At 73.7% G+C, this 26,987-nt stretch carries 28 protein-coding genes; 7 read left to right on the forward strand and 21 right to left on the reverse strand.

The annotated features are described in order from the left end of the window. Nucleotides 1-33: 33 nt before the first annotated feature. The 6 genes from ACQPZ4_RS11195 to ACQPZ4_RS11220 form a co-directional block, all read right to left on the reverse strand. Complete coding sequence (locus tag ACQPZ4_RS11195) at nt 34-831, reverse strand: endonuclease/exonuclease/phosphatase family protein (RefSeq protein ID WP_433058635.1); 798 nt, start codon at nt 829-831, stop codon at nt 34-36. Between the two features lie 63 nt (nt 832-894). Continuing rightward, nucleotides 895-2,106: a vWA domain-containing protein gene (locus ACQPZ4_RS11200; RefSeq protein WP_433058638.1), complete on the reverse strand. Its 1,212-nt coding sequence runs from the start codon at nt 2,104-2,106 to the stop codon at nt 895-897. Continuing rightward, a complete protein-coding gene (locus ACQPZ4_RS11205; RefSeq protein WP_433058640.1) occupies nt 2,106-3,275 on the reverse strand; it encodes an AAA family ATPase in 1,170 nt (389 codons plus the stop codon). The genes ACQPZ4_RS11200 and ACQPZ4_RS11205 overlap by 1 nt, the downstream gene beginning before the upstream one ends. Nucleotides 3,276-3,281: 6 nt before the next feature. After that, nucleotides 3,282-4,430, reverse strand: coding sequence for a hypothetical protein (locus ACQPZ4_RS11210; RefSeq protein WP_433058643.1), 1,149 nt, complete (start codon nt 4,428-4,430; stop codon nt 3,282-3,284). A gap of 116 nt (nt 4,431-4,546) precedes the next feature. Beyond that, on the reverse strand, nt 4,547-6,277 hold the full coding sequence (locus tag ACQPZ4_RS11215; RefSeq protein ID WP_433058646.1) for an RICIN domain-containing protein: 1,731 nt from the start codon (nt 6,275-6,277) through the stop codon (nt 4,547-4,549). Nucleotides 6,278-6,390: 113 nt separating this feature from the next. Further along, complete coding sequence (locus ACQPZ4_RS11220) at nt 6,391-6,840, reverse strand: hypothetical protein (RefSeq protein WP_433058649.1); 450 nt, start codon at nt 6,838-6,840, stop codon at nt 6,391-6,393. Nucleotides 6,841-6,888: 48 nt separating this feature from the next. Here ACQPZ4_RS11220 and ACQPZ4_RS11225 point away from each other — a divergent pair, with 48 nt between their 5' ends. The 4 genes from ACQPZ4_RS11225 (at nt 6,889) to ACQPZ4_RS11240 (ending at nt 9,963) form a co-directional block, all read left to right on the forward strand. Next, entirely contained in the window at nt 6,889-7,572 is a 684-nt protein-coding gene (locus tag ACQPZ4_RS11225) for a response regulator transcription factor (protein WP_433058652.1), read from the forward strand. Next, nucleotides 7,569-8,819 carry a sensor histidine kinase gene (locus ACQPZ4_RS11230; RefSeq protein ID WP_433058655.1) on the forward strand — a complete coding sequence of 417 codons (1,251 nt, stop codon included), beginning with the start codon at nt 7,569-7,571 and terminating at the stop codon, nt 8,817-8,819. The genes ACQPZ4_RS11225 and ACQPZ4_RS11230 overlap by 4 nt, the downstream gene beginning before the upstream one ends. Before the next feature lie 81 nt (nt 8,820-8,900). Beyond that, on the forward strand, nt 8,901-9,236 hold the full coding sequence (locus tag ACQPZ4_RS11235) for a hypothetical protein (protein WP_433058657.1): 336 nt from the start codon (nt 8,901-8,903) through the stop codon (nt 9,234-9,236). A 16-nt stretch (nt 9,237-9,252) separates the two neighbouring features. After that, the gene (locus tag ACQPZ4_RS11240) at nt 9,253-9,963 is read left to right on the forward strand and encodes a class I SAM-dependent methyltransferase (RefSeq protein WP_433058659.1); all 711 of its coding nucleotides are present in this window, start codon (nt 9,253-9,255) and stop codon (nt 9,961-9,963) included. Here ACQPZ4_RS11240 and ACQPZ4_RS11245 read toward each other — a convergent pair. Further along, on the reverse strand, nt 9,933-10,481 hold the full coding sequence (locus ACQPZ4_RS11245; RefSeq protein ID WP_433058661.1) for a TetR/AcrR family transcriptional regulator: 549 nt from the start codon (nt 10,479-10,481) through the stop codon (nt 9,933-9,935). The genes ACQPZ4_RS11240 and ACQPZ4_RS11245 overlap by 31 nt on opposite strands. Before the next feature lie 22 nt (nt 10,482-10,503). Here ACQPZ4_RS11245 and ACQPZ4_RS11250 point away from each other — a divergent pair, with 22 nt between their 5' ends. Beyond that, on the forward strand, nt 10,504-10,971 hold the full coding sequence (locus tag ACQPZ4_RS11250) for a DUF2306 domain-containing protein (protein WP_433058664.1): 468 nt from the start codon (nt 10,504-10,506) through the stop codon (nt 10,969-10,971). Here ACQPZ4_RS11250 and ACQPZ4_RS11255 read toward each other — a convergent pair. After that, nucleotides 10,961-11,587, reverse strand: coding sequence for a TetR/AcrR family transcriptional regulator (locus ACQPZ4_RS11255; protein ID WP_433058667.1), 627 nt, complete (start codon nt 11,585-11,587; stop codon nt 10,961-10,963). The two genes, ACQPZ4_RS11250 and ACQPZ4_RS11255, sit on opposite strands and share 11 nt — an antisense overlap. Before the next feature lie 82 nt (nt 11,588-11,669). On the opposite strand from ACQPZ4_RS11255, the gene ACQPZ4_RS11260 reads away from it, so the two are divergent. Next, a complete protein-coding gene (locus ACQPZ4_RS11260) occupies nt 11,670-13,127 on the forward strand; it encodes an MFS transporter (RefSeq protein WP_433058670.1) in 1,458 nt (485 codons plus the stop codon). Nucleotides 13,128-13,133: 6 nt separating this feature from the next. Here the strand turns inward: ACQPZ4_RS11260 and ACQPZ4_RS11265 are convergent, their stop codons facing one another. Next, nucleotides 13,134-13,985 carry an aldo/keto reductase gene (locus ACQPZ4_RS11265; protein WP_433058673.1) on the reverse strand — a complete coding sequence of 284 codons (852 nt, stop codon included), beginning with the start codon at nt 13,983-13,985 and terminating at the stop codon, nt 13,134-13,136. Beyond that, on the reverse strand, nt 13,985-14,362 hold the full coding sequence (locus ACQPZ4_RS11270) for a MarR family winged helix-turn-helix transcriptional regulator (protein WP_433058675.1): 378 nt from the start codon (nt 14,360-14,362) through the stop codon (nt 13,985-13,987). Before ACQPZ4_RS11270 ends, ACQPZ4_RS11265 begins: the two co-directional genes overlap by 1 nt. 108 nt (nt 14,363-14,470) lie before the next feature. Here ACQPZ4_RS11270 and ACQPZ4_RS11275 point away from each other — a divergent pair, with 108 nt between their 5' ends. Beyond that, nucleotides 14,471-15,883, forward strand: coding sequence for an MFS transporter (locus ACQPZ4_RS11275; protein ID WP_433058676.1), 1,413 nt, complete (start codon nt 14,471-14,473; stop codon nt 15,881-15,883). A 4-nt stretch (nt 15,884-15,887) separates the two neighbouring features. On the opposite strand, the gene ACQPZ4_RS11280 is transcribed toward ACQPZ4_RS11275, so the two are convergent. Genes ACQPZ4_RS11280 through ACQPZ4_RS11330 form a run of 11 tightly spaced genes read right to left on the reverse strand, consistent with a single transcriptional unit; the run spans nt 15,888 to nt 26,985 of the window. After that, nucleotides 15,888-16,352, reverse strand: a complete 465-nt coding sequence (locus ACQPZ4_RS11280) for a hypothetical protein (protein ID WP_433058678.1) — start codon at nt 16,350-16,352, stop codon at nt 15,888-15,890. Nucleotides 16,353-16,366: 14 nt separating this feature from the next. Next, entirely contained in the window at nt 16,367-17,419 is a 1,053-nt protein-coding gene (locus tag ACQPZ4_RS11285; protein WP_433058681.1) for a hypothetical protein, read from the reverse strand. Nucleotides 17,420-17,440: 21 nt separating this feature from the next. Beyond that, a complete protein-coding gene (locus ACQPZ4_RS11290; RefSeq protein ID WP_433058683.1) occupies nt 17,441-18,652 on the reverse strand; it encodes an MCE family protein in 1,212 nt (403 codons plus the stop codon). Then, a complete protein-coding gene (locus ACQPZ4_RS11295) occupies nt 18,649-20,043 on the reverse strand; it encodes an MCE family protein (RefSeq protein WP_433058686.1) in 1,395 nt (464 codons plus the stop codon). Before ACQPZ4_RS11295 ends, ACQPZ4_RS11290 begins: the two co-directional genes overlap by 4 nt. After that, on the reverse strand, nt 20,040-21,182 hold the full coding sequence (locus tag ACQPZ4_RS11300) for an MCE family protein (RefSeq protein ID WP_433058688.1): 1,143 nt from the start codon (nt 21,180-21,182) through the stop codon (nt 20,040-20,042). The genes ACQPZ4_RS11295 and ACQPZ4_RS11300 overlap by 4 nt, the downstream gene beginning before the upstream one ends. 1 nt (nt 21,183) lies before the next feature. Continuing rightward, entirely contained in the window at nt 21,184-22,170 is a 987-nt protein-coding gene (locus tag ACQPZ4_RS11305) for an MCE family protein (protein ID WP_433058691.1), read from the reverse strand. After that, on the reverse strand, nt 22,167-23,186 hold the full coding sequence (locus tag ACQPZ4_RS11310; protein ID WP_433058693.1) for an MCE family protein: 1,020 nt from the start codon (nt 23,184-23,186) through the stop codon (nt 22,167-22,169). The genes ACQPZ4_RS11305 and ACQPZ4_RS11310 overlap by 4 nt, the downstream gene beginning before the upstream one ends. Continuing rightward, nucleotides 23,183-24,448, reverse strand: a complete 1,266-nt coding sequence (locus ACQPZ4_RS11315) for an MCE family protein (RefSeq protein WP_433058696.1) — start codon at nt 24,446-24,448, stop codon at nt 23,183-23,185. The genes ACQPZ4_RS11310 and ACQPZ4_RS11315 overlap by 4 nt, the downstream gene beginning before the upstream one ends. A gap of 50 nt (nt 24,449-24,498) precedes the next feature. After that, complete coding sequence (locus ACQPZ4_RS11320; RefSeq protein WP_433058699.1) at nt 24,499-25,302, reverse strand: MlaE family ABC transporter permease; 804 nt, start codon at nt 25,300-25,302, stop codon at nt 24,499-24,501. Between the two features lies 1 nt (nt 25,303). After that, complete coding sequence (locus ACQPZ4_RS11325) at nt 25,304-26,053, reverse strand: MlaE family ABC transporter permease (protein ID WP_433058702.1); 750 nt, start codon at nt 26,051-26,053, stop codon at nt 25,304-25,306. Next, nucleotides 26,050-26,985, reverse strand: a complete 936-nt coding sequence (locus tag ACQPZ4_RS11330) for an ABC transporter ATP-binding protein (protein WP_433058705.1) — start codon at nt 26,983-26,985, stop codon at nt 26,050-26,052. Before ACQPZ4_RS11330 ends, ACQPZ4_RS11325 begins: the two co-directional genes overlap by 4 nt. Between the last annotated feature and the right edge of the window lie 2 nt (nt 26,986-26,987).

The raw sequence follows: 26,987 nt of genomic DNA on the forward strand, positions 1-26,987 counted from the left end.
CCCGTGACCCGAAGGGCCGCGACTACAAAAAAATCAGTCCTTGAGGTCGGCGAGAACGGCGGCGTGGTCGGAGGGCCAGACGCCGTCGACGGGCACGTTTCCAGAGACATAAGCCCGTTTGACGGTACCGCGGGCAGCGCGCGGCAACCCCACCAGCACATAGTCGATGCGCGAAGAGGGCAGCCCGAACGCGCGAGTGTGCGGGTTGCGCACATCCCACGTGTACCCGGGATCGTCGCCGGAAGTGAAGCGCCACGCGTCGACGAGGACCTGGCCGTCCGCGGCCGGGGCGGTCAGGCGGCCGCCGAGCAGGCGCAGCTCGTCCGAGTCCGGTTCGGCGTTGCAGTCGCCGGTCACCACCGCCGGGTGTTCCGGGCCGGTGTGCTGGGCGACGAAGCGGGCCATCGCCGCGACCTGCTCGACCCGCACCGCCGACCCGGCCGGCGGCGAGTGCAGGTGGGTGGTGAAGAAGGGCACCGGCCCCGAAGGGGCGTCGATGCGCGCGTGCAGGACGGTGCGGCCGTCGCCGCCGGGCAGGGACGCGATGGCCGAACCGCCGATCGGCCACCGGCTCAGGACCGCGTTGCCCGCGCCGACGGAGTGCTCGCCGGTGCGGCGCTGCCAGAGGTGGGCCGCCGGCGACGGGGACCATGCCCAGTGCATGTCCAGCTCCGCCGCCAGCACCGCCGCCTGGTTGCGGTCCGGCTCGGCCCACACCTCCTGCAGCCCGCACACGTCCGGCCGCTCCGTCCGCAGCACGGACAGGATCGCGTCCTGCCGCGCCCGCCAGTCACCGAACCGCCACCACAGATTCCAGGTCAACACGCGCATGCCAACGACCGTAACGGCCACCCGAAGGAGACGACCGCGGCCGGGGACAAATGACGGCAACGCTCAGCCGATGGTGACGACCTTCGCCCAGTCCGGTGGGCGGTCCGGTTCGTAGTCCGGGTCGTCCTCGTCCCACGACGGCTGGTCCCGCGGGAACAATCCGACAACCGTCCGGCACGGCGGGCGCCGCGACGGCCACGGGGTCTGCCCGTCCGTCAAGGCCACCACGACGTCCGGCCGCGGATTGCGGCGCAGGGCCCGCTCGAAACCCTCCCGCAGGTCCGTCCCGCCGCCGCCCAGCAGCGGGATCCCCTCGCCCCGGCAGAGGGGGACGATCACGTGCGCGGCCGCGTCGCAGGAGATGACCCGCACCAGGTCGCGGCGGCCGCCGACCGCGTGGCCGATCGCCGCCACCTCGAGCAGCGCCGCGCCCAGCTCGGCGTCGCTCACCGAGGCCGAGGTGTCGATGACGACGGTGACCTGGGGCGGCCGGCGGCGCAGGCTCGGCAGGATGACGCCGGGCAGGGCGGCGCCGCGGCGGGCCGGGCGGCCGTACGTGTAGTCGTCGCCCGACCCGCCCGCCGACGCCGCGCTGCGCACCGCCGCGCCGAGGAGCTGGCGCCACGGCTGTGGTGGGTGAAAGGCCGCGTCGGCCCAGCGCGCCCAGCCCGCTGGGGCGGTGCCGGGCCTGCTGCGGATGGCCTGGGTGACCCGGAACCGTACGGCGTCGCGCTCCTGCGGGGTGAGGCCGGCGGCGCCGTCCGGGCCGAGGTCCCACGGGCGGGGCAGGCCGTCGGCGCCGCTGCCGCAGTCCAGCCACACGTGGTCGTGCAGGTGCGGGCCGAGGCGGAACTGCGGCAGATACTCCTCCATGAGCTGCCCGCCCCCGAGGCCGAGCACGGACGGGTGCATCGCGCCCCCGGGGGTCGGCAGGCCGTCGCCGAACGCGTCGTCGTTGATCTCGCAGTCGGCGGCGATGTTCATCCGCAGCCGCTCGCCCGGGCCGTCGAGGCCCTCGCGGATGGCGAGGCGGTCGCCGCGGCCGTGGTGGTCGCGCAGGAGGTGCGAGACCTCGTGCACCCAGACCGCGGCGAGCTCTTCGAGGGGAGTGGCGTCGACGAAGGCCGGATTCACGTAGCAGCGCCAGTACCGGTCCACGCCCATCGTCGGCACCAGTCGCGACTCGACGGGGTGCAGCGCGAACAGGGCGCTCGCGAGGTACGGGCGGGCGCGGGTGGCGAACAGGCGCGCCGAGTACAGCTTCTCGGAGTCCATCAGCGGGCGGCCGCCAGGGAGACGGCCACGACACCGGCGAGGCGTTCGATGGAGGCGGGCAGCTCCCACGCCTCCTCGCGCAGTGCGGCGAGGGTCTGGGCCGGCACCACCACGAGGTCGGGCGCGCCGGTGTCCAGGGCGGCGGCGAGCACGGCCCACGCCGCGTCCCAGCGCTCCCGCGTGCGGCGGTGCCGGACCGCGTCGACGACGGCGTCGAGGACGGCCTGGCGCAGGTCGCCACGATCAGGCAGTACAACCGCGGCGGTATTGTTCAGAAGCTCCTCGGGGTCGGGCAGATCGAGGCGGTCGAGGCTCGCCAGCAGCTCCAGGCCCGGGCCGTCGCCGACCGCCCCGCGGACGAGCAGGGACAGCACCTCGCGGGACGTGCCGGCGGCGGTGGCGAACGCGAGGAGGCGCAGGGCCATGTCCCAGGTGCGCGGGGACGGCCACGCGCCGCCGCGGCGGGCCTCGGTCGACGGCAGCTGGTGCACGAGCCGGGGGCGGGCCGCGAGCAGCGCGCACACCGCCCGCCGCGCGTAGGCGACCGCCTCGGGGAGCCGGTCCGCGTCGAGCTCCGGCAGCTGCGCGCGGGGCCAGACGCCGCCGAGGCCGCGGACGACGACGTCGTGCTCGAACGCCCACTGCAGGTGCACGAACCGGTTCGCGAGCGGCGCGCTGAGTTCCCAGCCGTCGGCCGCGGACGAGCGCGGGTTCGCCGCGGCCACGATCCGCACGCCCGGCGGCAGGGTGAGCGCCCCGATCCGCCGTTCGAGGACCACGCGCAGCAGGGCGGCCTGCACGGCGGGCGGCGCGGTCGACAACTCGTCGAGGAACAGCAGCCCGTGCCCGGCGCGCACCAGTCGCACGGCCCAGTCGGGAGGAGCCATGGGCACCCCTTGTACCGCCGGATCCTCGCCCACCACCGGAAGGCCGGAGAAGTCGGAGGGCTCGTGCACGCTCGCGATCACGGTCGTCAACGGCAGTTCGAGGGCGGCCGCGAGCTGGTTGAGGGCGGCGGTCTTGCCGATGCCGGGCTCGCCCCACAGCAGCACGGGCAGGTCCGCCGCGACGGCCAGCGTCAGCGCCTCCAGCTGCACGTCCTCGCGGTGCTCGGTGTCGGTGTCGGACAACAGCTTCAGCAGATCGGTGGCGGTGTCCAAGGTGGTCATTCGGCATCACCTTCGGGGGTTCAGGCCGGCCCGGAACAGTCCGTGCCGGATGCGGCGCTCGGCCGCGGTTTCCAAGGCTTCGCGCAGGGCGCCGGCGCGCAGCAGCGCGTCCGGGCCGAGCAGGTTCTCCACGGCGGCCAGCGCACCGGCCGCGTCGCCGTGGTCGAGCCGCGCGCGGACGTCGTCGAGGTCCTCCGGGTGCCGGTGGGCCTTGTCGATCGCGCGCAGGCAGGGCAGCGGCGGCCCGCCGAGCGCCGCGAGCAGCTCCTCGCGGTGCAGCTGGGCCGGGTCGTGGTCGAGCGCGCACAGCACGCCGCCGACGAGGCCGATGCGGTGCGGGGTGCCGCGGCAGTCCACGATCCGCGCCTCGCCCGGCCGCACCGGCGCCCGCGTCCACGCGTGCCCGGGCGCCAGCGCCGCGGCGACGAGCGGGTGCAGGTCGCCGGGCTCGATCAGGCCCGCCGCGAGCAGCTCGAGGTCGGGGGCCGGCCAGGTCGAGGCGTGCGGGAGCAGCGGCAGCCGGGTGTCCCGGCCGCGCCCCGCCCGCGCCGCCCCCGCGCGCACGTCCAGCAGCAGCCGGCGCGCACCCGCCCTGACCTGCACCGTCGGCGCGTCCGGGAACACCTGTCGCGCCTCGTCCGCCCAGTTCCCGGCCGCCCGCTCGCGCAGCTCGCCGCTGCGCCGGGCGTCCCACAGGTGCCGGTGCAGGTCGAGGCGGAAGTACCGGTCCGGGTGCCGGCCGCCGGTCCCGCCGTCCCGCAGGGTCAGGCTGAACCGCTGCCCGCCGGCCGCCCACGCCGGCGGCGTCCGCGCGACGAGGGTCAGGTCGGCGCCCTCGTACCGGGCCAGCGCGACGGTCAGCCCCGGCCGCAGCAGCCCGTCCGGGCCGATCCGCGGCAGGTGCCAGCGCAGCAGGTCAGGGGCGAGGTGGCGCAGGTCGGCGCGGACCCGCGCGGCGAGGTCGGGACCCCGCTGCCGGGCCAGGCGGCGCAGGTTGAGGTCCACGTCGACGTGGGCGGCCGCACAGGCTCCGGCCCAGTCTCCGGCGGTGCGCCGGGCGGTGGACGTTTCGATCATCGGCGGGGGTACGGCGAACGCCCGCACCAGCCGCCACACGTGAAGCCGGGTCTCTCCGTTCGCGAGGTGCTCCTGCATCAGCAGTCACCTTGCGCGGACGGGACCCCCAATCTGGTCAGCTCGGTAGCCATCGTCAACGAGGGTAGCGTCCCGCGCCGGACTTGCACCAGCCCGGCGCGGGACTCCCTCAATTCCTAGTGATAAGTCCCGTCGAGCAGACCGTTGAGGTACTTCTCCACGTTGGTGTACCCGGTGTGGTCGAAGTCGCCGGACGCGTCGCTCGCGTTGCCCGGGTCGAGCCCGTGCGCGCGCTCCCACGCGTCGGGCATGCCGTCGCGGTCGGTGTCGGCGGGCGCGGTGCCGCCCGCGAGCGTGCCGTAGCCGTTGTTGGCCAGCCCCGTGCTCGTCTGGTGGGCCCACAGGTCGCCCGCCTTGCCCAGCGACTGCACGTCCCGGACGACGAGCGTGTCGACCTGGTCGCGGGGCAGCGCGCCGGCGTTGGCCACGACGTTGGCGTACGCGGCCGCGGCGGTGGTGGCCGGGATTGCGCCCGTCGTCGCCGACCACGGGCTCGACAGCGCGGTCGCGCCGCCGCCGAGGCCGAGCGCCGAGCCGTTCAGCACGCCGTCGCGGTTGCTGTCGATGACGTTGCCCGCGTTGTAGACCGCCTGGTTGCCCATCTGGTAGTACGCGTTGCTCGCGTTCGTCGTGCGCGGCCCGGTGATGAAGTAGTTGCCGATCACGTCGTGCGTGAAGTGGCCGCTGGAGTTCCCGGCCGTGTACCCGGCCTGGTAGTCGTACACCACGTTGTTGATGTACTGCGTGTTCGCCTTCGCGAGCGGGCACCGGTTGTGCGCGTTGGCGAAGAGGTTGTTGTACCAGGTGTACGGGCCGGTCTCGGTGTGCGCGGCGAACTGCTGGCCGATCGGATCGGCGTCGATGGAGTACTGCACGGTGATGTTCGTGGCCCCGACCGAGTCGATGTTGTTCCACTGCGCGAACTCGATCGACACGTGGTCGAAGATGAGCGTGCGGCCGTTGTAGAAGTTCAGCCCGCTCTTCTGCTCGTCCGGGTCGAGGTCGCCCTGGCGGAACCGCACGTTGCGCACGATGACGTTGCTCGAGTTCGCGAACGACACCTCGCGGCCCATGATGCCGATCCCGCCGCCGGGCGCGGTCTGCCCGGCGATGGTCAGGTTGCTCTTCACCGACACGGCCGAGGACAGGCCGATGTAGCCGCCGACGTCGAACACCACGATGCGGTTCGAGGCGCTGACCGCGTCGCGGAAGGAGCCGGAGCCGCTGTCGTTGAGGTTCGTCACGTGGTACACGCTGCCGCCCCGCCCGCCGCTCGCCGCCGCCCCGAAGCCGACCGCGCCGGGAAACGCCACCGCCGGTCCCGCCGGCGGCGCGGCGACCTGGTTGAACGACCACTGCATGCGCGCGATGTCGCCGCAACTCTCTTGCACGATCGGGTTGTTGCCGGCCGTGGAACCGTCCTTGTCGCTCATGCACAGGCCGGTCGCGGCCGACTTCGCCAGGAACTTGCCGGGGGCGGCGGACGAGGCGGTCAGCTGCCACGTCTGGTTCGCGCTCGCCCCGCACGTCCACTGCCACAGCTGGGTGCCGGCGGCCGTGGACGAGTTCGGGACGTCGACGCATTTGCCGCTCGCGACGCCGATCAGGCCGTAGGCGCCGTTCTGGGCGACGACCCGGAACTGCTGGCCCGCGCAGGCGAGCTGGACCAGCGGGTCGCCGTTGGCCGTGCCGGTGCCCGACACGGTGAGGCACTTGCCGGACGCGCCGGCGGCCAGGGTGTACGTGCCGCCGGCGACCGGGGTGGCGGCGGCGCCGGCGGGGCGGATCGCGACCGCGGTGGTGAGCAGGCCCGCGGCGGCGACCACGAGCACGAGGGGCTTGCGCATCGAACCGTCCGTCCTTTCGTGAGGGATCGCCACGAGAGATGCCGGCCGGACGGATCGATAACGGTTTTTGCCCCGCGGGTCGGGGCGGCCCTGGAAACCGCGTGAAAGGTACGTCAGTCGTCGCCGGCGAGGGTCAGGACCGGCGCGCCGTCCGGGCAGGTCACCTGGGCCCGGACCTGGCCGCCGCCGGAGCGGGCCTTGAACCGCAGCGACGTCGCCGGCGCCGGGCCGCGCTGGACGTGGTCGGCCTCGAAGCCGGACCGGGGGATCCACGACTCCAGGAACGCCTGGCCGTTCGCGCACGACGCGACGATGGTGCCGCCGTCCGTGGACAGGGCCGCCCGGGTGTCCGGCGACGGCGCGGGCGGCGTGGGGGGCCGGGACACCGGGGACGTGGACGGCGTCGGCACCGGCTCGGCCGCCACGTCGGCCTCGGTCAGGGGCGCGTCCGACGGGCCGAACAGGCCGCGGCTCAGCAGGCCCACCGCGCCGATCGAGACCGCCGTCGCCAGCGCCGCGGCCGCCAGCCACGCCGCGATCGCCAAGGGCCAGCGCATCCGCATGCCTCCAGTGTCCGCCGTCCGACGCTAACGCGCGGTTAAGCTCGGCCTATGGCCAAGGTGCTGATCGTGGAGGACGACGCGACGATCCGCACCGGGATCCTCAAGGCGCTCGCGGGGCGGGGGCACGTGGTGGTACCGGCGGCCAGCGCCCTCGACGGGCTCAGGCTCGCCGTGGCCGAGGCGCCCGACGTGGTCCTGCTCGACCTCGGGCTGCCCGATCTCGACGGGCGGGAGGCGCTGCGGATGCTGCGCGCGGTCAGCCAGGTGCCGGTCATCGTGGTCACCGCGCGGCGCACCGAGGGCGAGATGGTGCGGGCGCTGGACGCCGGGGCCGACGACTACGTGGTGAAACCGTACGGGGCCGAACAGATCGACGCGCGGATCCGGGCCGTCCTGCGCCGCACGGCCGTGCCCGTTGTCGAGCAGAACCCGGTCGTCGAGGCGGACGGGGTGCGGATCGACCCGCGGGCCCGCACCGCGACGCTGGACGGGGTGGCGCTGGAGCTCACGCCGCGGGAGTACGACCTGCTGCACTACCTCGTGGGCCGGGCCGGCGCCGTGGTGTCCAAGCGCGAACTGCTCACCGAGGTGTGGCAGGTGCCGTACACGGCGGCCGACAAGACCGTCGACGTGCACCTGTCGTGGCTGCGGCGCAAGCTCGGGGAGACGGCCCAGGAGCCGCGGCGCATCCACACCGTGCGGCGGGTCGGCGTGAAGTTCGGCCTGGCGTGAGGCGCCGGCTCGCGCTGCTCGTGGCGGCGGCCATGGCGCTGGTCCTCGTCGCCTTCCTGGTGCCGCTGGCGCTGCTGCTGCGCACGGCCGCCGAGGACCGCGCGGTCGCCGCGGCGCGCATCCAGGCGCAGTCCCTCGGCGCGCTCGTGGCCACCGCCGACCCCGGCGCGCTGCGGCTCACCGTCGAACAGGCCAATGTGGACGCCGCGCACCCGGTCACGGTCTTCCTTCCCGACGGTACCGTCCTGGGCGCGCAGATCGCCGCCACGCCCGCCGCCCGGCTCGCCGCCCAGCGGGGCAGTTTCAGCGTCGCCCACGCCGACGGCCGCGAGGTGCTGGTGGCGGTGCAGGGCCTGCCCGGCGGGACGGCGGTCGTCCGGTCGTTCGTGCCCGAACGGGACCTGCGCCGGGGCGTCACCCGCGCCTGGCTCCTGCTCGCCGCCGTCGGGGTCGCGCTGCTGCTGCTCGGCCTGGCCGTGGCCGATCGGCTGGCGGTGGCGGTGGTGCGCCCGATCCGTACCCTGGCGGCGGTTTCCGAGGGGCTCTCCGGAGGCGACCTCGACCGCCGTGCGCCCGCCGGGGACGGCCCGCCGGAGGTCCGGCTCGTCGCCGCCGCGCTCAACCGGCTCGCCGGGCGCATCCGGGACCTGCTGCGCCAGGAGCGCGAGGCCGCCGCCGACCTGTCGCACCGCATGCGCACCCCGATGACCGCGCTGCGGCTGGACGCCGAGGGGCTGGCCGACCCGGGCGAGGCGGCGCGGATGCTCGAGCACGTCGGCGCGCTGGACCGGGCGCTCACCGCCGTCATCGAGGACGCCCGCCGCGAGCGGGACGCGCCCGCGTGCGACGCCGCCGCCGTGGTGGCCGAGCGGGTCGCGTTCTGGTCGGTGCTCGCCGAGGACCAGGGTCGCGCCGCGCGCCTCGACCTCGCGCCCGGCCCGCTGCCCGTCGCGGTGGCCGCGGCCGACCTCGCCGCGGCCGTCGACGCGCTGCTGGGCAACGTGTTCGCGCACACCGAGGAGGGCACCGGGTTCGCCGTCGCGCTGACCGCCGCGCCCGGCCGGGTCGAGCTCGCCGTCTCCGACGACGGGCCCGGCTTCGACCCGGCGGCGGGGGAGCGGGGCGTGAGCGGCGGCGGCTCGACCGGGCTCGGCCTCGACATCGCCCGGCGCACCGCGGAGTCCACCGGCGGGCGGCTGCGCATCGCCGGCTCGCGGGTCACGGTGGAGCTCTTAACCGATCCTTAGCGCGGCGCCAGGAACGCCTTGACGAAGGTCCCGGGAGGGTTGGTCGCACAGGCAACAGAGCGATCAGGAAGGTGTACTCCCATGCGCAGACTCATCCTCATCGGCGCGACGACCGCCGTGGCCCTGGCCCTCGGCGGCACGGCGCTGGCCGCGTCCTCGGATCCCACGGTGCCGTCCCAGGTAGTGGTCAGCGAACGTGCCACTTCTGATGACAACCCGTCCCGTTCCGTGGACGACGACCCGACTCCCCACGAGACCGCGTCGGCCGAGGTCAGCGCGCCGCCGACGGTCAGCCCCACCGTGGATGACCATGGCGGACTCCGCACGCACGAGGCCGGCGACGACCACGGAAGGGGCGGTCACGGCCGCGACGACCGCGGCGGAGACGATCATGGGGGTTCCCGCCACCGGCGATAGCTGCGATCATGTCGCCGTGCCTCTGCTCGACGACGACGCCCTCGCCGGATCGGCAGTGGTGGCGAACTCCGCGATGAACCGCGAACGCGGCCTCGACGGCGTCAACAGCTACGAGCGCGAGCTCGGCTTCAACCCGGTCGAGGTGATCACGGCCCTGGCCCGCGTGACCGGCGCGCCCGACACCGTCGCGTGGCTCGACCTGTGCTGCGGCTCCGGCCGGGCGCTGGTCGAGGCCGCGCGCCGGATCGACGCGCAGGGCGTGGCCGGCCGGGTGCTGGTCGAGGGCGTCGATCTCGTCGACGCCTTCGTCCCCGCGCCCGGCGTGCCGTGGCTGCGGCTGACCGCGGCGCCCGTGCTCGCCTGGGTGCCGCAGCGCCGCTACGACCTCATCACCAGCGTGCACGGCCTGCACTACGTCGGCGACAAGCTCGGCCTGCTGACCCGGGCGGCGAGCTGGCTGACCGGCGGCGGGCGGTTCGTCGCCGACCTGGATCTGGCCGAGGTACGGCTGGCCGACGGCACCCCCGCCGGTCGCCGCCTCGCGGCGGACCTGCGCGACGCGGGCTTCAGCTACGACGGGCGCCGCCGGCGGATCGGGCGCGACGACCGCGGGGACGTCGACCTGCCCTACGAGTACCTGGGCGCCGACGACAGCGCGGGCCCGAACTACACCGGCCAGGAGGCCGTGCACTCGTACTACCGGCGCAGGAAGGGCACCCCCGCGTAGCCCAGCTGCTCGGCGTAGTGCTCGCCGCCGACCTTCCCGGCCAGCTCCAGGCTCACCATGCCGTGCGCGAGGGCCCACAGGTGCAGCGCCACGGGTTCCGGGTCGTCGCCGGTGAACACGCCCTCGGCCTGGCAGCGGGCCACCCCTTCGACGAGGGGCCGGTAGGTGGCGTCCGCGGCCTCCGTGTGCCCGAAGCCGCCGGTGAACATCAGGCCGTACAGATGCGGGCTGTTCAGGGCGGCCTCGCGGTAGGCCATGCCGAGCCCGATCAGGTCGACGAGCGGGTCGCCGGTGCGCGGACCGGCGGCGAGCGCCTCGCCCAGCCGCCGGAACCCCTCCCGGTGCATCGCGTCGAGCAGGCCCTGCTTGTCGCCGAAGAGGGTGTAGACGGGCATCGTCGAGACCCCCGCGGCCGCCGCCACCTTGCGCAGGGACAGCCCGCCGGGGCCCTCCTCGACGAGGATGCGCGCCGCGGCGTCGACCAGCCGCCCGGTGAGCTCGCTGTTGACCTGGGCCACGGTCAGCGACTATAACAGTGTTATGAGCGATAACGTTGTTATTCCGCTCCACGCCGCGGCCGCGACCGTCTCGCTGCTGCTCGGGGCCTACAACCTGCTGCGCCGCACCCGGGGCGACCGGGTGCACAAGGTGGCCGGCCGCGTGTGGGTCGGCGCGATGTACTTCACGATCGTCAGTTCGTTCCTCATCCAGGCCCTGAACCCGGGGCACTTCAGCTGGATCCACGGGCTCTCGGCGTTCACGTTCGTGACGCTGAGCATCGCGCTGTGGGCGGCGCTGACCGGGCGGATCGAGACCCATCGACGGTTCATGACGGGCTCGTACCTGGGGCTGCTGGGCGCGTTCGTGGGCGCCGTGGCCGTACCGCAGCGGGACATTCCACAGTGGATCGTCCACCGCCCGCTGGAGCTGGCGCTGGGCGCGCTCGCCTGCGCGGCGGTGGCGGCGGGCGTGGTGCTGGCGGGCCGGCGCGGGCGGGTCAGGGTCTGACGGCGCCGGGGGTCGTGCCGTAGACCAGCCGCAGGATGGCGTCGGTGAGCGTGTCGAGCAGTTCGTCCTCGTCGCGGGCGCCGGGGTTCGCGTACACCTCGGCGAACGTGATGCTGCGCAGGTGGACGACGAGCTTGGCGAGCAGGTCGGGCGGGCCGCCGACGGTACCCCCGGCGCGCGCGTCCCGCTCGATGCGCTTGCTGAACGCGGTGCAGCCGTCGTCGATCAGGCGGTCGCGCACGTGCATCACCTCCGGGCCGGGGTCGGGCGTGATGAACGCCTCGCGCAGCCAGCGCCCGTCGACCTTCCACCGCGCCAGCCCCGCGGCCAGTCCCCGCCGCAGCGCCGCCCGGTCGAGCCCGTCGGAGGCGAGCCACTCGGCCATCTCCTGGTCGGCCTCGGCCAGCCGCTGGTCGACCAGCGCGGCGAGCAGGGCCTGCTTGGACTCGAAGTAGAAGTAGAAGCCGGACCGCGCGATGCCGGCCGCGCCCGCCAGGTCGTCGATCGTCACCTGGCTGATCGACTTGTCCCGGAAGACGTCCCGGGCGGCGTCGATCAGCGCCTGCTCGCGCTGATCGCCCTTGGTGGGGGCCCGTCGGCTTCTGGTGGCTGGCACGGCGTCGACTGTACCCGACGTCTCATCGTTTATTTTCGACACCGCGTTGAAAATGGTCGGCGGCGCGTCTAGGTTCGGTTGCGTGAGCCTCAGAACGCGTCTCGCCCTGCCCGTCGCCTGCTACGTGGTGCTGCTCGTCTCGGCGCTGCAGACCCTGGTCGTCCCGGTCGTCGCCGACATCCAGCGGCACCTGGGCGTCTCGGCCAGCTCGGCCAGCTGGGTGGTGACCGCCAACCTGCTCGCCGCCGCGGTCCTCACCCCGATGCTCGGCCGGCTCGGCGACCTCTACGGCCGCCGCCCCGTGATGCTCGGCGTGCTGGCCGTGGTGCTGCTCGGCTCGGTGCTCGCCGCCACCACCTCCAGCCTGCCCCTGCTGCTGGCCGGCCGGGTCGCGCAGGCGGCCAGCTTCGGCCTGTTCCCGCTGGCCATCGGCATGCTCCGGGAGGAGCTCCCGCCGCAGCGGCTGACCGGCGCGATGGCCGTGGTCAGCGGCATGCTCTCGGTCGGCGCCGGCTTCGGCCTCGTCGTCACCGGCCTGCTCATGCGCCACGGCGGCGACTACCACCAGCTGTTCTGGCTCTCCACCGCGCTCACCGCGGTCGGCCTGGCCGGCGTCTGGCTGCTGCCCCGCCGCGCGGGCGCCGCCACCGGCCGCCTCGACTGGACCGGCGCCGTCCTGCTCGGCCTGGGCCTGGTGCTGCTGATCCTGCCGCTGGAGGAGGGCAACGGCTGGGGCTGGGGCTCGTTCCGCGTCATCGGCTCGCTCGCGGCCGCGGTCGTCGTGCTCGCCGCGTTCGTGCTCTTCGAGCGCCGGGCCGCCCACCCGCTGGTCAGCCCGCGGATGCTGCGCCACCGCCCGATCGTGGTGGCCAACGCGGCCGGCCTGTTCCTGGGCTTCTCGATGTTCGCCGTCTTCCTGGCCACCTCGGCCCTGGTCCAGACCCCGCCCGCGGTGGCCGGCTACGGCTTCGGCGCCTCGGTCCTGGCGGCCAGCCTCGTCTACCTGCTCCCCGGCACCGCCGGCGGCGTGATCACCGCCCCGCTCGGCGGCCGGCTCGTGGCCCGCTTCGGCGCCAAGGCCACCCTGGTCATCGCGGCCGTCCTGGCCGGTGCGGGCTTCGCGATGCTGGCGCTGCTGCACACGGCCACCTGGCAGGTCATCGTCGGCGCGCTGGCGGTCAACTCGGCCGTCACCTTCGGCTATGCGGCGCTGCCGGCCCTGCTCATCGCCAACGTCGAACCGGCCGAGACGGGCATCGCCAACAGCGTGAACTCGATCGCCCGCTCGGTCGGCATGTCCCTGGGCACCGCCTTCGTGGTCACCATGGTCACCCGCAACCCGATCCCGGGCCCGGTGCCGCTGCCGCGCGAGGCGCAGTTCGTGACCATCTTCGCGGTGGGGGCGGCGCTGGCCGTGCTGGCCGCGGTCGTCGTCGCCTGGGCCCTGCCCCGCCCGCGCCCGGCCACCTTCACGGTCGAGGAGGTCGAGGCCGACGAGGTCCTGGGCGCGGCCGGCTTGGACGTCCCGGCCCACCGCTGAGCGGCCTCAGGTCCAGGGCAACGCGGATCTCGTACCCCAGTAGGCGTCCGGCGCCTCGGGCTCGATCGCGAGGTCCGGCGCCGTGGTCAGGGCGCGCAGGTTGCTCGTGAGCTGCGCGACCGTGGCGGCGCCGGACAGTACGACATCGGCGAACGGCTGGGCGAGGGCCGTGGCCAGGGCGTCGGCGTCGCGGGCGGCCAGGCGACCGTTGGCCAGGGCCTCCTTGACGATGACGCGGCGGCCGTCCGCGTGGGCCTCGGCCAGTGCCGGCCCGGCCGACGGCTCCAGGGGGTTCCAGGTCGCCTGGACCGAGCGGAACAGCGGCGCGCCGTCCACCTCGACGCGCAGCGCGGCGCGGATCGCGTCGGCCTGGCCGGGGCCGCTCACCGACAGGCCGATCGTCAGCCCCGAGCCGGCCAGCAGCCGGTGCAGCGTGCGGTCGGTGAGGGCCGGGCTGTCCGGGGTCACCGAATGGATCTGGTACAGCCCGAGCCGGCCCCCCAGCAGCGCGCGCGACTCGGCGAGCTGGCGCTCGAACGTGGCGGGGGAGTGGTCCTTGGTCTCGTGCACCGGGGCGTCGACGCGCCAGCCGGCGGTGTAGGTGTAGCCCCACTTCGAGCCGACCCGCACGTCGTCGTGGCCCGGCAGCCAGGCGGCCAGGAACTCCTCGGCGCGGCCGTACGAGCGGGCCACGTCGACGTAGCGGATGCCGGCCGCGTACGCCGCGTCCAGCAGCTCGTGGGCCCGGGCCCGCAGCGCCTCGACCGTGCGCTCGGCGGGCAGGTCCCGGTCGCGGCCCGTGGTGATGTAGCCCGGGCGGCCCACGGCGGCCAGGCCCAGGCCGAGCGCCGGCGGCATCAGGCGGGCTGGAGGTGCTCGGCCAGGATCGCGAGGTGGGTGCGGCGGGCGGCGGTGTGCCGGGCCAGCCCCTCCTCGGTCAGGTTGACGAACACGCCGCGCCGGTCGGAGTCGCACAGGGCGCGCGCCACCAGGCCGGTCTTCTCCAGGCGGGCGACGGCGCGGGACAGGGCGCTCTGGCTCAGGTACATGTCGGCGGCCAGGTCCTGCATGCGTCGCTTCTCACAGTCCTGGGCGACCAGGCGATCGAGGATCTCGAATTCGCTCAGGGTCAGGCCGTGCTCGTCCGACAGGGCCCGCTCCAGGTGTCCGGCGAGCTCGTTGTAGCTGGTCAGCAGGGAGCGCCACCGCTCGATCAGGGCTACCTCGGACCTCATGCGCGGCATCCTACTCCTCCGGCGCTTCGAGTGCATCTGCATTAAATGCACGGGCAACTAGTGCTTGGACATTGTTTGCGCATGCATCTAGTGTCCACTCTCGTGACCATGACCTTGACCCAAGTCGATCAGGACCGGAGCGCGTCGCGGCGGCTGTGGGGAGTGCTTCCGGTGCTGTGCGCCGTGCTGTTCCTCGACGGGCTCGACGTCTCGATGGTCGGCGTCGCGCTGCCGTCGATCGGGGCCGAGCTCGGCCTGTCCACGACCTCGCTGCAGTGGATCGTCAACGGCTACGTCCTCGGGTACGGCGGGCTGCTCCTGCTCGGCGGCCGCACCGCCGACCTGCTGGGGCGGCGCCGCGTCTTCCTCGTCGCGCTCGGCGTCTTCGCCGTCGCGAGCCTGGTCGGCGGGCTCGTCGACGACGGCGGCCTGCTGATCGCCACCCGCTTCGTGAAGGGCCTCGCCGCCGCGTTCACCGCGCCGACCGCCCTGTCCATCCTCACCACCACCTTCCCGGAGGGCCCGGCCCGCAACCGCGCGCTGTCGGTGTTCTCGGTCTTCGGCGCCAGCGGGTACTCCTCCGGCCTCATCCTCGGCGGCCTGCTCACCAGCGTCGGCTGGCGCTGGACGTTCCTGATCCCGGTGCCGCTCGCGGTCGCGGCGCTGCTGTTCGGCATCGCCCTGATCCCGCGCGACCGGCCCGCGGCGGAGGGCGGGCACGACCTGGCCGGCGCGGCGACGCTCGTGGGCGGCATGCTGCTGTCGGTGTACACCGTCGTGTCCGCGCCGGACCGCGGCTGGCTCGACCCGGTGACCCTCGGGCTCGCCGGCGCCGCGGTGCTGCTGCTGGCCGCGTTCCTGGTCCTCGAGCGCCGCGTGCCGCACCCGCTGATCCGGCTCGGCATCCTGCGCGTCGGCTCCATCGTGCGCGCGAACCTGAGCATGGTGGCGCTGTTCGGCTCCTACCTGAGCTTCCAGTTCATGATGACGCTGTACCTGCAGGACGTGCGGCACTGGTCGCCGCTGCGGATGGCCCTGGCGCTGCTGCCGGCCGGGCTGCTGGTCGCGTTCGGCTCGCCGTTCGTCGGGCGGCTCATCACCCGGTACGGCACCGCGCCCCTCATCGCCGGCTCGATGCTCTCGATGAGCCTCGGGTACGGCTGGTTCCTGCTCACCGCCGGCAGCACGCCGCACTACGCGGTGACCACGCTGCCGACCATGCTGCTGCTGGGCGGGGGCTTCGCGTTCGGCTTCAGCTCCATCATGGCCCAGGCGACCGACGGCATCGCGGACGCCGAGCAGGGCCTGGCCTCCGGGCTGGTGCAGACCTCGGGCCAGGTCGGCGCGGCGCTGGTCCTGGCGCTGGTGACGGCCCTGGTCGCGGCGGCCAGCCCGGCCTCGCGGGACGACTTCAGCCAGTTCCACCCGGGCATCAACCTGGTGACCGGCGTGGCGGTGCTCGGGCTGGTGCTCAGCCTGGTGCCGCTGCTGTCCCGGCGCGCCGGGGCCCATCGGGTCTGACGGTTCACACGGCGAGGGCGTGGGACACCTTCCACGCCCCGCCGACCGGGACCATGGTGAGCACCACCCGGTTCTGGTCGACCTTCTCGCCCGTGATGTTGGCGTTGCGCCGGTACTGGTCCACGTACACCAGCAGCTCCACTTGCGACGGTGACGCGCTCACCACGCCGGTGGCCGAGACCGAGGCGCGCACGATCGCCTGCTCGGCCACCGCGTTCGCCTTGAGCGCGCCCGTCGTCTGCGCGTACTCGTCCGCGAAGCCGCCGGTCGCGAAGTTCCTGCCGTTGGCCACGCTCGCGTCGAAGCTGCGGTAGTCGTAGGAGAAGATGGCCTGCGCGGCGGCGTTCGCGGCCACAGTGGACTGACGCACCGCGACATCGCGCCGGTGGTGCTGGTCGGTGAAGTACCAGCCCGCGCCGGACAGGGCGAGGGCCGCGAGGATCAGGCCGTACAACCACAGGCGTTTCATGGTTTTGCTCTCCCTCAGCCGACGAACTGCAGCTTGGACACGAGCCAGCGGCCCGAGTCGCGGTCGCGGGACAGGTCGACCTGGATGCGGTAGTGCGACGCCCGGCCGTCGGGGGCCTTGCTGTTGCGCACGGTCGCGTCGATCGCCACGAGCACCACGGCCGAGTCGCGGTCGCCGGAGACCAGCGCGGCCCGCAGCACGGTGCCCTTCGAGTCCACATTGTTCTCCACCACCGCCGCCCGGACCTGGGCCTGGCCGCGGGTGAACTCGTCGCGGAAGTCGCCCGTCGCGCCGGCGGTGATGCGCTGCAGGTCCCGATCGACGCTGCCGGCGCTCACCGAGACGAAGTCCACCGTGGTCTGCCGGGCCGCCGCCAGCGCCGCTTGGTGCGCGCTTTCCAAGGCCCGGATGTCGTACCACCTGAGCCCCGACACCACCGCCACCGCGACCGCCGCGCAGGCGAGGACCATCGTGAGCGCGGTGCCGAGCGAGGGGCGGGACAGGCGGCGGCGCTTGTCGTCGGGGCCCGGCTCCCGGCGCCGCACCGAGCGGGCGGGACCCCGTCGGTGCGGCGCCGTTCGCCGACGAGGACGCTTCCCGGCGTCGACCTCGTCGAGAGCAATGTCTGTGTCCACCGTGGACGACTTGGCGTCGGCTCGCTTCGACCCGCCGCCCTCGTCGTTCGCGGCAGCCGTGTCCTTCGCGCCGGCGTCGTCCTTCGCGCCGGTCCGGTGCTTCCCGGCGGTCGCGTTCTTCTCGGCCGCCCGTTCCGGCGCGTCGGATTCGGCGTCGGTGGCGGCGAGCACGGCGGGTTCCTCGTCCAGGTGCGACAGGACGCTCGCGATGGTGTCGCGGCGCTTGGGGGGAGGAGCCTGACGGCGGGTGGCGGCCCGCCGCCGGACGCTGCGCGGCGCGAGCCGTTCCAGGCGCTCCGGGCCGCTGGACTCGGACGGCGAGCCGGCGCCGCCGGGAACTACCGCCAGCAGCTCCGGCCGTCCGCCGGCTTCGGGCTGCGAGCCGGCGCCGCCCGGGACGAGGCGCAGGCCGCGCTCATCGGATGCGGACACGGGAACCTCCAAGGACGCGGCTCACGGCGCGAGGCCGGCGAGCAGGAGTTGTTTCCAGGACTGGTCGCCGGCGAGCGCGTACTGCCCGCCGGTGCTGCCGAACAGCAGCGGATTGCCGTCGGCGGCGAGGACGGTGCCAGTGGCCGGGTCGTACGACGGCGGGGCCGGGTCGCCCGAGGAGCCGGGCCGCGGCGCGTTGTTGGTGCCGCGGACGCTCGACCCCTTGGCCTGGTCGGCGGCGCTGCACCGGGTCGAGCCCGCGTACTTGCACGGCGGCGGGTCGTCCACGTTGACCACCAGCCCGAAGTGGGCCGTGCCGTCGCCGGGGATGACCGTGAAGCCGCCGGCCACCGCGAGGGGGTAGACGACGAGGATCTGCTCGATGCCCGGCAGCCGCCGCGCGGCGACCCCGTTCACCGCGATCAGGTTGCCCAGCAGCGGGCCGATCGACGGGTCGAGGCCGTCGAGCAGCGAGACCAGCTCGCGCGCGGCCGGCGGGGCGTCGGTGATGATCCGGCGCAGGTCGGCGTCGGAGGAGCGCAGCGTCGCGGCGACCTGGGCCAGCCCCGCCGCCCACTGCCGGATCGCCGCGGCCGAGTCCTGCTGGGTCTGCAGGACGGTACGCCCGTCGGCGAGCAGCGTCCGCGTCTGCGGCAGGGCCTGCGTGGCGGCGTCGAGGATCGCCTGGCTCGCGTCGAGGATGCGCCGCAGCGCCTGCTCGTTGCCCTCGAACGCGGTGCCGAGCTCGTCGATGACGACGCTGAGCGCGTGCGGGTCGACCGACTGCACGAGCGCGTCGAGGTTGGCCAGCAGCGTCTCCGGGGCGAGCGGGATGCCGGTGCGCTCGCGGGGGATGACCGCCCCGTCGCGCAGGTACGGCCCGCCGTCCCCGTCCGGCCGCAGGTCCAGGAACTGCTCGCCGACCGCCGAGCGCTGCCCGACCACGGCCTTGGTGCCGGCCGGGACGAGCACGCCGTCGTCGAGGTGCAGCCGGGCCCGCGCCCCTCCATTGTGGAGCGTGACGGACTCGACGCGGCCCACGGGCACGCCCCGGTACGTCACCGGCGCGTTGGCGAACAGCCCGCCCGCCTGGGCCAGCTCGGCGTAGACGGTGGTGCCGCGGCCGAGCAGGCGGTCGCCGAGCCCGACGTACTCCAGCCCGACGTAGGCGAGCCCGACCAGCCCGACCACGAGGAACGCCAGCACCTGCAGCTTCGCGGAGCGGGGAATCATGGCAGCAGACCCCCTCCGAGGACGTCGTCGAGGCCGCCCTGCTGGCCGCTGGTCGCGCCGGTCACGGGCGGGAGCAGGCAGGCGGGGGAGAGGGCGGTACCCGGCGGCAGGAGCGTGCCGGGCGGGAACACGGTCCCGGGCGGCACGACCCCGCCGGGCGGCAGCAGGCTCCCCGCCGGCGGCTTGGTGCCCGGCGGCAGCAGCTTGCAGTCCTTGGGCAGCTCGCACCCCTTCGGCGGCACCCACCCCGGCGGCAGCAGGCCCCCGACCGGCAGGCAGCCCAGCGGCAGCACCCCGATGATCGGCGGCGGCGTGCTCGCGGGCGGCTTGCTGCCGCTCTTCGGCGGCTGGCCCGAGGACGACCCGGCCGGCTTGCCCGCCGGCGCCTGGGTCTGCGCCTGGGCGGCCGGCGGGGCGGTCTGGACCAGCAGGTTCGACAGGATGGTGGTCGCGTCGATGTCGGCCGTCGCGCCCAGGTTCACGTAGTCGCCGACGATCGCGCCGCTGATGTTGGGCGGGAACGGGAACGACAGCAGGAAGTCGAGCGAGCCGGGGAGGGCGTCGCCGGCGCGTACCAACTGCTGCAGGATCGGCTGGAGGGCCCTGAGCGAGGCGAGGGTGTCGTCGCGGCTCGCCTCGATGACGTGGGTGCCGACCTCGCCCAGGTCGCCGAGGGCGGTGAGGGTGGCGGTGAGCTGCTCGCGCTGCTCGGCGAGGACGGTCAGGCCGGGGGCGAGGGAGGACAGGGCGGTACCGATGACGTCCCGTTGCCTGGAGAGACTCGTGGTGAGCCGGTCCAGCGCGTCCAGGGCGCGCACGATGTCGGCCTTCTGCGCGTCGAGCCCGCCGACGAACGCGTCGAGCTGGTGCAGCGCGTCCTTGGCGGCCGGTTCGCGGCCCTGGAACGCGGTGGCCAGCTCCTCGTTGATGGTCTTGAGCTGGGCGAGCCCGCCGCCGTTGAGCAGCATGCCGAGCGCGGCCAGCACCTCCTCGACCTCGGCGGCGCGCCGGGTCCGGCTCAGCGGCACGACCGAACCGTCGCCGAGTTTCCCCTGCGGCGCCTCGGTCGCCGGCGCCTCCAGGGCCACGTACTTCTCGCCGAGCAGGCTCGTCTGCCGCACGGCCGCCGTCGCGTTGCCGGGCAGGCTCACCTTCGAGTCGACTCGAAGCCGCACCCGGGCCGTCCACCCGTCCAGCGAGATCCGCTCGACGCTGCCCACGGTCACGTCGTTGACCTTCACAGCGGCCTGCGGCACGAGGTCGAGCACGTCGGCGAACTCGGCGGTGACGGTGTACCCGGGCCCGGACGGCGCCCCGCCCGGGAGGTCGAAGCCGCAGCCGCCGGCGAGGAGGCAGGCGCCGGCGGCCGCGGCGGTCAGGGTTTTCCTCATGACACACCCCGCAGGATGCCGCCGAGGGTCAGGTCCCGCGTCACCTCGGGCACGCTGGGCAGGGCGGGCGCCTTCGCCTCCTGCGTGGGTGGGACCGGCGGCAGCAGCCCGCCGAGGGCCTGGCACTCCTTGGGCAGCTCGGCGCCGCCGAGGTTGTCGTTGATCACGGAGCAGACGTAGGTGGCCAGGTCATACGGCCCGAGCGCGTCGTCGCGGGTGTCCAAGGTGCCGGAGCGCGGGTTGTACGCGAGGTTGAGGTTCGACAGCGCCAGCGGGGCGAGGTCCAGGATCTGGATGATCGCCTTCTGCTGCTTGGCCAGGATTCCGGTCACGTCGGCCAGCGCGTCCACATTGGACACCAGCGCCGCCTTGTTGTCCCGGATGAACCCGGTCACGCTCGACAGCGCCGTGGCCAGGGCCCGCAGCGCGGCCGCGAGGTCGTCCCGCTCGCCCGAGAGCTGCCCCGCGACCTCGGCCAGGCGCTGGTTGAACGCCCGTACCGCGGCGTCGCTCTGCGCCAGCGCGGTGGTGAACTGCTGCAGGTTGACCAGCGTGCCGAACAGGTCCTCCCGCCCGTCGGCCACCGTGGTCAGCGCCTTGTCCAGCCCCGCGATGGTGGCGTGCAGGTTGTCGCCGTTGCCCTGCAGGTTCGCCTGGCCCGCCTGGACCAGCTGCTTGAGCGCCCCGTCCGAGTTGGCCCCGTCCGGACCCAGCGCCCGGTTGAAGTCGTCGAGCGCCTGGTAGATGTCGTCGATCTCCAGCGGCACCGCGGTCCGCTCGACAGGCAGGTCGGCGTGGTCGGCGAGGCTCGGGCCGGCGGTGTAGGCGGGGGTGAGCTGGACGTACCGGTCGCTGACCACGCTGGGCGGGATGATCAGGGCCTGCGCGCCGGCCGGGATGGGCCACTCGGCGTCGTAGGACATCTCGACCCTGACGGTCCGCCCCTGCGGCGTCACCTTCTTCACCTCGCCGATCCGGACCCCGAGCACCCGCACCGAGGAGCCGGCGTGGATGCCGACGGTCCGGGTGAAGTGGGCGACGAGATGCCGCTGCGGATGCCCCGTGAAGGCGACCACGAGCGCGACGCCGACGCCGACGAGCGCCGCGACGGCAAATGCCAGAAACCGTTTGCCGCGCATGTCACTTCCCTCCCGTCGCGGGCAGGTAGGGCTGGAGGAGTCCGGCGAGGTACGAGTCGAACCAGCGCCCGTTGCCGGTGACGTTGGCGAACGCGGCCACGAACGGGCCCATCCGCTGCAGCGTCAGGTCGAGGTTGTCCCGGTTGCGCTGCAGGATGCCGACCACCCCGCGCAGCTGCTCCAGGGCGGGTTTCAGCTGTTCCTTGTTGTCGGCGACGACCCCGGACAGCTGGGTGGCGAGCGCGTTGGTCCCGACGAGCAGGTCGTGGATGGCGTCCCGGCGCTTGCTGACCTCGGTGAGCAGCGCGTCCCCGTCGGCGACGAGCTTGCGGAACTCCTCGTCCCGCGCGGCGAGCACGCCGGTGACCTCGTGCGCCCGGGTCAGCAGGGCCCGCAGCTCGGCGTCGCGGTCGCTGACCGACTTGGACAGCCGCGAGAGCCCGTCGAGCGAGGCCTGCACGCTGCCGGGCGTGTCGGCGAACGCCTGCGCGAGCGTGGTGAACGCGTCCGCGAGCTGGGCGCTGTCGATGTGGTCGAGGGTGTCGGCCAGCCCGGTGACGGCCTGCACCACGTCGAACGGCGCCGCGGTCCGGTCGAGCGGAATCTCACCGTCCTCCGGCAGTTTCGAGGCGCCGGCGGGTTCGAGCGCCAGGTACTTCTGCCCGAGCACGGTCTTGATGCGGATGGTGGCGCGGGTGGCGCCGCCGAGCCGGACGTCGTCGTCCTCGACCCGGAACGTGACCCGCACATAGGGGCCGCTGCCGCCGCGGGCCAGCCCGACGCCGGTGACCTTCCCGACCCGGACCCCGGCCACCCGGACCTCGTTGCCGGGGGCGAGCCCGCTGGCGTCCCGGAAGGCGGCCCGGTAGCTGGGCGCGGTCAGCCCGGCGAGGGCGTCGATCTTGAACGCGCCGAGCACCAGCGCGGCGACGACACCGAGGCCGATCGCGCCGATGAGCCCGGGCCGGCGCTCGCGGAGCGGCTTCACTGTGCGCCTCCCGAGCTGCAGCGGGCGGCCGTCGACGTGAAGGTCACCGGGTTGAGCTTCTGCCCGGCCAGCGTCACCCGGCCGTCGAAGTCGCAGAGGTAGAAGTTGAACCACGAGCCGTACGAGGCGACCCGGGTCAGGTCCGCGTACCGCTGCGGCAGGCCCTGCAGCGTCTTGTCGAGCACCGCGGCGTTGTCGTTCAGCGTGGTCGACAGCGTGCCCAGCTCCCCGATGTCGGCCTGCAGCGACGGGCGGGCGTCCTGCAACAGGCTCGCCGTCGCGCCGGTCAGGGCCGAGGCGTTGACGAGCGCCTGACCGATGGCCTCGCGGTCGGCGGCCAGGCCGGACACGAAGTCCTGCAGCCGGGCGATCACCGTGTCCAGGTCGTCGCGGTGGTCGTCCAGGGTGGTCAGGACCGCGTTGAGGTTGGTCACCACGCGGCCGATCACGGCGTCGCGGTCCGCGAGGGTCGTGGTCAGCGAGGCCGTGCTGCGCAACAGGCTCGCGACCGTGCCGCCCTCGCCCTGCAGGACCTGGATGATCTCGAACGCCAGCTGGTTGACGGCCTGCGGGGTCAGGGCGGTGAACAGCGGCCGGAAGCCGTTGAACAGCACCGTGAGGTCCAGTGCCGGGGTGGTCTGCGACTGCGGGATCGTCGCGCCCGAGCGCAGGGTCTGGCCGCCGCCCGGACCCTCGGTGAGGGCGATGTAGCGCTGGCCGACGAGGTTGCGGTACCGAATCGTCGCCCTGACGCTCGTGCTCAGCGGGATCTCGTCGGCGACCGTGAACGCGATCTCGGCCACGCGGTTGTCGGCCACCCGGATGTCGCGGACCTCGCCGACCTTCACGCCCGCGATGCGCACGTCGTCGCCGGCGAGCAGGCCGGTCACGTCGGTGAAGCGCGCCCGGTACTGCGTGCCGCCGCCGGAGAACGCGCCGAGCGTCTGCGCCAGCAGGGCCGTGAGCAGCACCGTCACCGCCGCGAACACCGACAGCTTGATCAGGTCCCGGGTCATTTCGCGTTCACCACCGCTCCGCGCAGCAGCGGTCCCCACAGCAGCACGGCGATGTCCGGCACCTCGACCGGCGGGATGCCCATCGCCCCGCCGATCAGCGGTTCCAGCAGCTTGCGCTCGTCCTGCGTGCCCGCCTCGGCCGTCGGCGGGGTGCTCGCCGTGGCCGGGATCGTGCCGACCGGGAGCTTGGCCGGGCCCGGGCGGGCGGCGCCGTAGTCGTAGCCGTCGTTGATCGGCACGCCCGGCGCGGGGACGCCCGGACTGGGCAGGCCGCGGCACTCCGGGCCGTTCTTCGCGCCGTAGACGGGCTCGTCGCCGGCCACGTACTTCCCGTTGTCCCGCGTGATCTCCAGCGTGATGTGCATCCGCCCGCCGGTGAAGACCTGCTCGACCCGCGGCTGGAGGGCGACCAGGCCCTGCATCAGGCACGGGTACTCCGGCGCGTACGCGGCCAGCAGCTCCAGCACCGGCCGGCTCACGTCGCCGACGGTGATGAGCTGGTCGCCGTGCTGGCGCAGGAACGTCGTGGTGCGGTCCGCCGCCGCCGTGGTGTCCGTCCAGAACGCGGCGAGCTGGTCGCGCTGCGACGCGACGGTGTCCGCGGTGACCGAGGCGTCGCGCAGTAGGTTGAGCAGGTCCGGCAGGGCGCCGTCGTACACGTCCAGCACCGCCGCCAGCCGCCGGACGTCCTCGGCGATCAGGGGCATGTCCTCGTTCAGCGCCGCCAGGTAGTCGTCCAGCGTGACCAGGTTCCGGCCGAGCTCGTCGCCCTTGCCCTCCAGCGCCGTGGCCAGCGCGCCGAGCGTCGCCGCGAGCTTGTCCGGCTGGATGGCCTGCAGCAGCGGCAGGGCGTCGTCCAGCACGCGTTCGAGTTCGAGTGCACTCGAACTGCGGTCCTGGCCGATCGTGTCGCCGTCGCGGATCGCCCGGCCGCTGCCGCCGGCGAGCGCCACGTACCGCTCGCCGAACAGCGTCTTGGGCAGCAGCCGCGCGCTGGCCGAGGCCGGGATCTGCCGGGCCAGGGCCGGGTCGAGCGCCAGGCCCAGCCGGGCGGCCGAGCCGTCGCTGCGCACGGTGCGGACCTCGCCGACCACGACGCCGGCGTACTTCACCTCGGCGCCGGGACTGAGCTGCAACCCGGTGTGCGCGGTCGTCAGCGTCACCCGGGTCACCGGCGTGAAGACCTTGTTGTACTGCAACACGGCCAATCCCAGCGCACCGCTCAACAGCACGATGAAGGCAACTCCGAGCAGCCGTCTCATCCGGCGATCCGAACCGTGGTGGTCGCGCCCCAGATGGCCGGCGAGCCGTCTCATCCGGCGATCCGAACCGTGGTGGTCGCGCCCCAGATGGCCAGCGACAGGAAGAAGTCGACGACGTTCACCGCGACGATCGCCAGCCGCACCGCGCGCCCGACCGCGACCCCGACACCGGCCGGCCCGCCGCTCGCGGTGTACCCGTACCAGCAGTGCACCAGCACCACGATCACGCTGAACACGAGCACCTTGGCGAACGACCAGAGCACGTCGGCCGGCGGCAGGAACAGGTGGAAGTAGTAGTCGTACGTGCCGGCCGACTGACCGAAGTAGTAAATCGCCATGGTCCGGGTGGCGACGTAGCTGGACAGCAGCCCGACCGCATAGAGCGGCATCACCGCGATCAGCCCGGCGACCATGCGCGTGGTGACCAGGAACGGCAGCGACGGCACGGCCATCACCTCGAGCGCGTCGACCTCCTCGGAGATCCGCATCGCGCCCAGCCGGGCCGTGAACCCGCAGCCCACGGTGGCCGACAGCGCCAGCGCGGCGACCAGCGGGGCGATTTCGCGGGTGTTGAAGTACGCGGAGACGAACCCGGTGAACGCGCTGCTGCCGATCTGATCCAGCGCCTGGTAGCCCTGCAGGCCGACCTCGGTGCCGGTGAAGAACGTCATGCAGCAGATCACGCCCACCGTGCCCCCGGCGACCGCGAGCACGCCGCCGCCGAAGCTGACCTCCGCCAAGAGCCGGAAGACCTCGCGTTTGTACCGTCTGATCGTGCGCGGTACCCAGGCGAAGGCCCGCAGATAGAAGTGCAGCTGCCCGCCCAGATCATCGAGCCGTTGCATGACGGCCATGTCAGCTCCCCTTCTGCGGCACGATCTGGAAGTACACGGCCGTGATCACGAAGTTGAGCGCGAACAGCAGCATGAACGTGATGACGACGCTGTGGTTCACCGCGTCCCCGACGCCCTTCGGCCCGCCCTTCGCGGTCATCCCCTTGTACGAGGCCACGAGCGCGGCCACCGCCCCGAAGATCAGCGCCTTGAGCTCGCCGACGACGAGGTCCGGGAGTTGCCCGAGGGCCTGGAAGCTGGCCAGGTACGCGCCCGGCGTACCGTGCTGCAGCACCACGTTGAAGAAGTAGCCGCCCGCGACGCCGACGACGCTGACCAGCCCGTTGAGCAGCACCGCGACCAGCATCGTGGCCGCGATCCGGGGCGCGACCAGCCGGTGCAGCGGGTCGATGCCCAGCACCTGCATCGCGTCGAGCTCCTCGCGGATCTTCCGGGCCCCGAGGTCGGCGCAGATGGCCGAGCCGCCGGCGCCCGCGATGATGAGCGCGGTGACGATCGGCCCGGCCTCGCGCACGACCGCGAGCACCGACGCCGCCCCGGTGAACGACTGCGCCCCGAGCTGGCGGACCAGCGACCCGAGCTGCAGCGCGATGACCGCGCCGAACGGCACCGAGACCAGCGCCGCCGGCAGGATCGACACCGAGCTGACGAACCAGGCCTGCTGCACGAACTCGCGCACCTGCCACGGCCGGCGCAGCAGCCCGCGCAGCGCGTCGAGCGCGAAGGCGAAGAACAGTCCGACGGCCCTCATGGCTGGAACGACCCTTGCGGAGGGCGCACGCCGTTTGCGGCGCACCACTGTCCCGGCGGGCGTTCGGCGCGCCGCGGCCGGCCGTCGGTGGGCGGCAGTTGCAGCGGGATCGGCGGCAGCGGCGGCGGCTCGGCGCCCGCGTCGGCCTCGGCGCGCAGCTCGTCGGCGTCCTTCTCCTCGGCCATGCCGATCGGGCCGACCCGCTGCGCGTTGAGGAACTGCCGGACCACCGGCTCGGTGCTGGACAGCAGCATCTCGCGCGGGCCGAACATCGCCAGGTGCCCGTGGTAGATCAGCCCGATGTTGTCCGGGACCGTCCGCGCGGTGTTGATGTCGTGCGTGACGATCAGGAACGTGGCGTCGATCTGCTGGTTGAGGTCGATGATGAGCTGGTTGAGGTACGCGGTGCGGACCGGGTCCAGCCCCGAGTCGGGCTCGTCGAACAGCACGATCTCCGGGTCGAGCACGAGCGCGCGGGCCAGGCCGGCGCGCTTGCGCATCCCGCCGGAGATCTCGCCGGGCAGCTTGTTCTCGGCACCGGTCAGCCCGACCATGTCGAGCTTCTCCGCGACGATCGCGCGCACGTCGCGCTCGGACTTGCGGGTGTGCTCGCGCAGCGGGAACGCGACGTTGTCGTAGATGGTCATCGAGCCGAACAGCGCGCCGTCCTGGAACAGCACGCCGAAGAGCTTGCGCACCTCGTACAGCTCCCGCTCCCGCAGCCGCGTCAGGTCGTGCTCGCCGATGACGATCGCGCCGCGGTCGGGCTTCAGCAGCCCGACGAGCGTCTTGAGGAAGACCGACTTGCCCGTGCCGGACGGTCCCAGCAGCACCGAGATCTCCCCGGCGGGCAGGGTCAGCGTGACGTCGGACCACACCGGTTGGCTGCCGAACGACTTCGTCAGCCCCTCAACGTGCACCTCGACGCCCATGC

Origin of the sequence: Dactylosporangium sp. CS-033363 (assembly GCF_050942475.1) — a bacterium.
Classification (GTDB): Bacteria; Actinomycetota; Actinomycetes; order Mycobacteriales; family Micromonosporaceae; genus Dactylosporangium.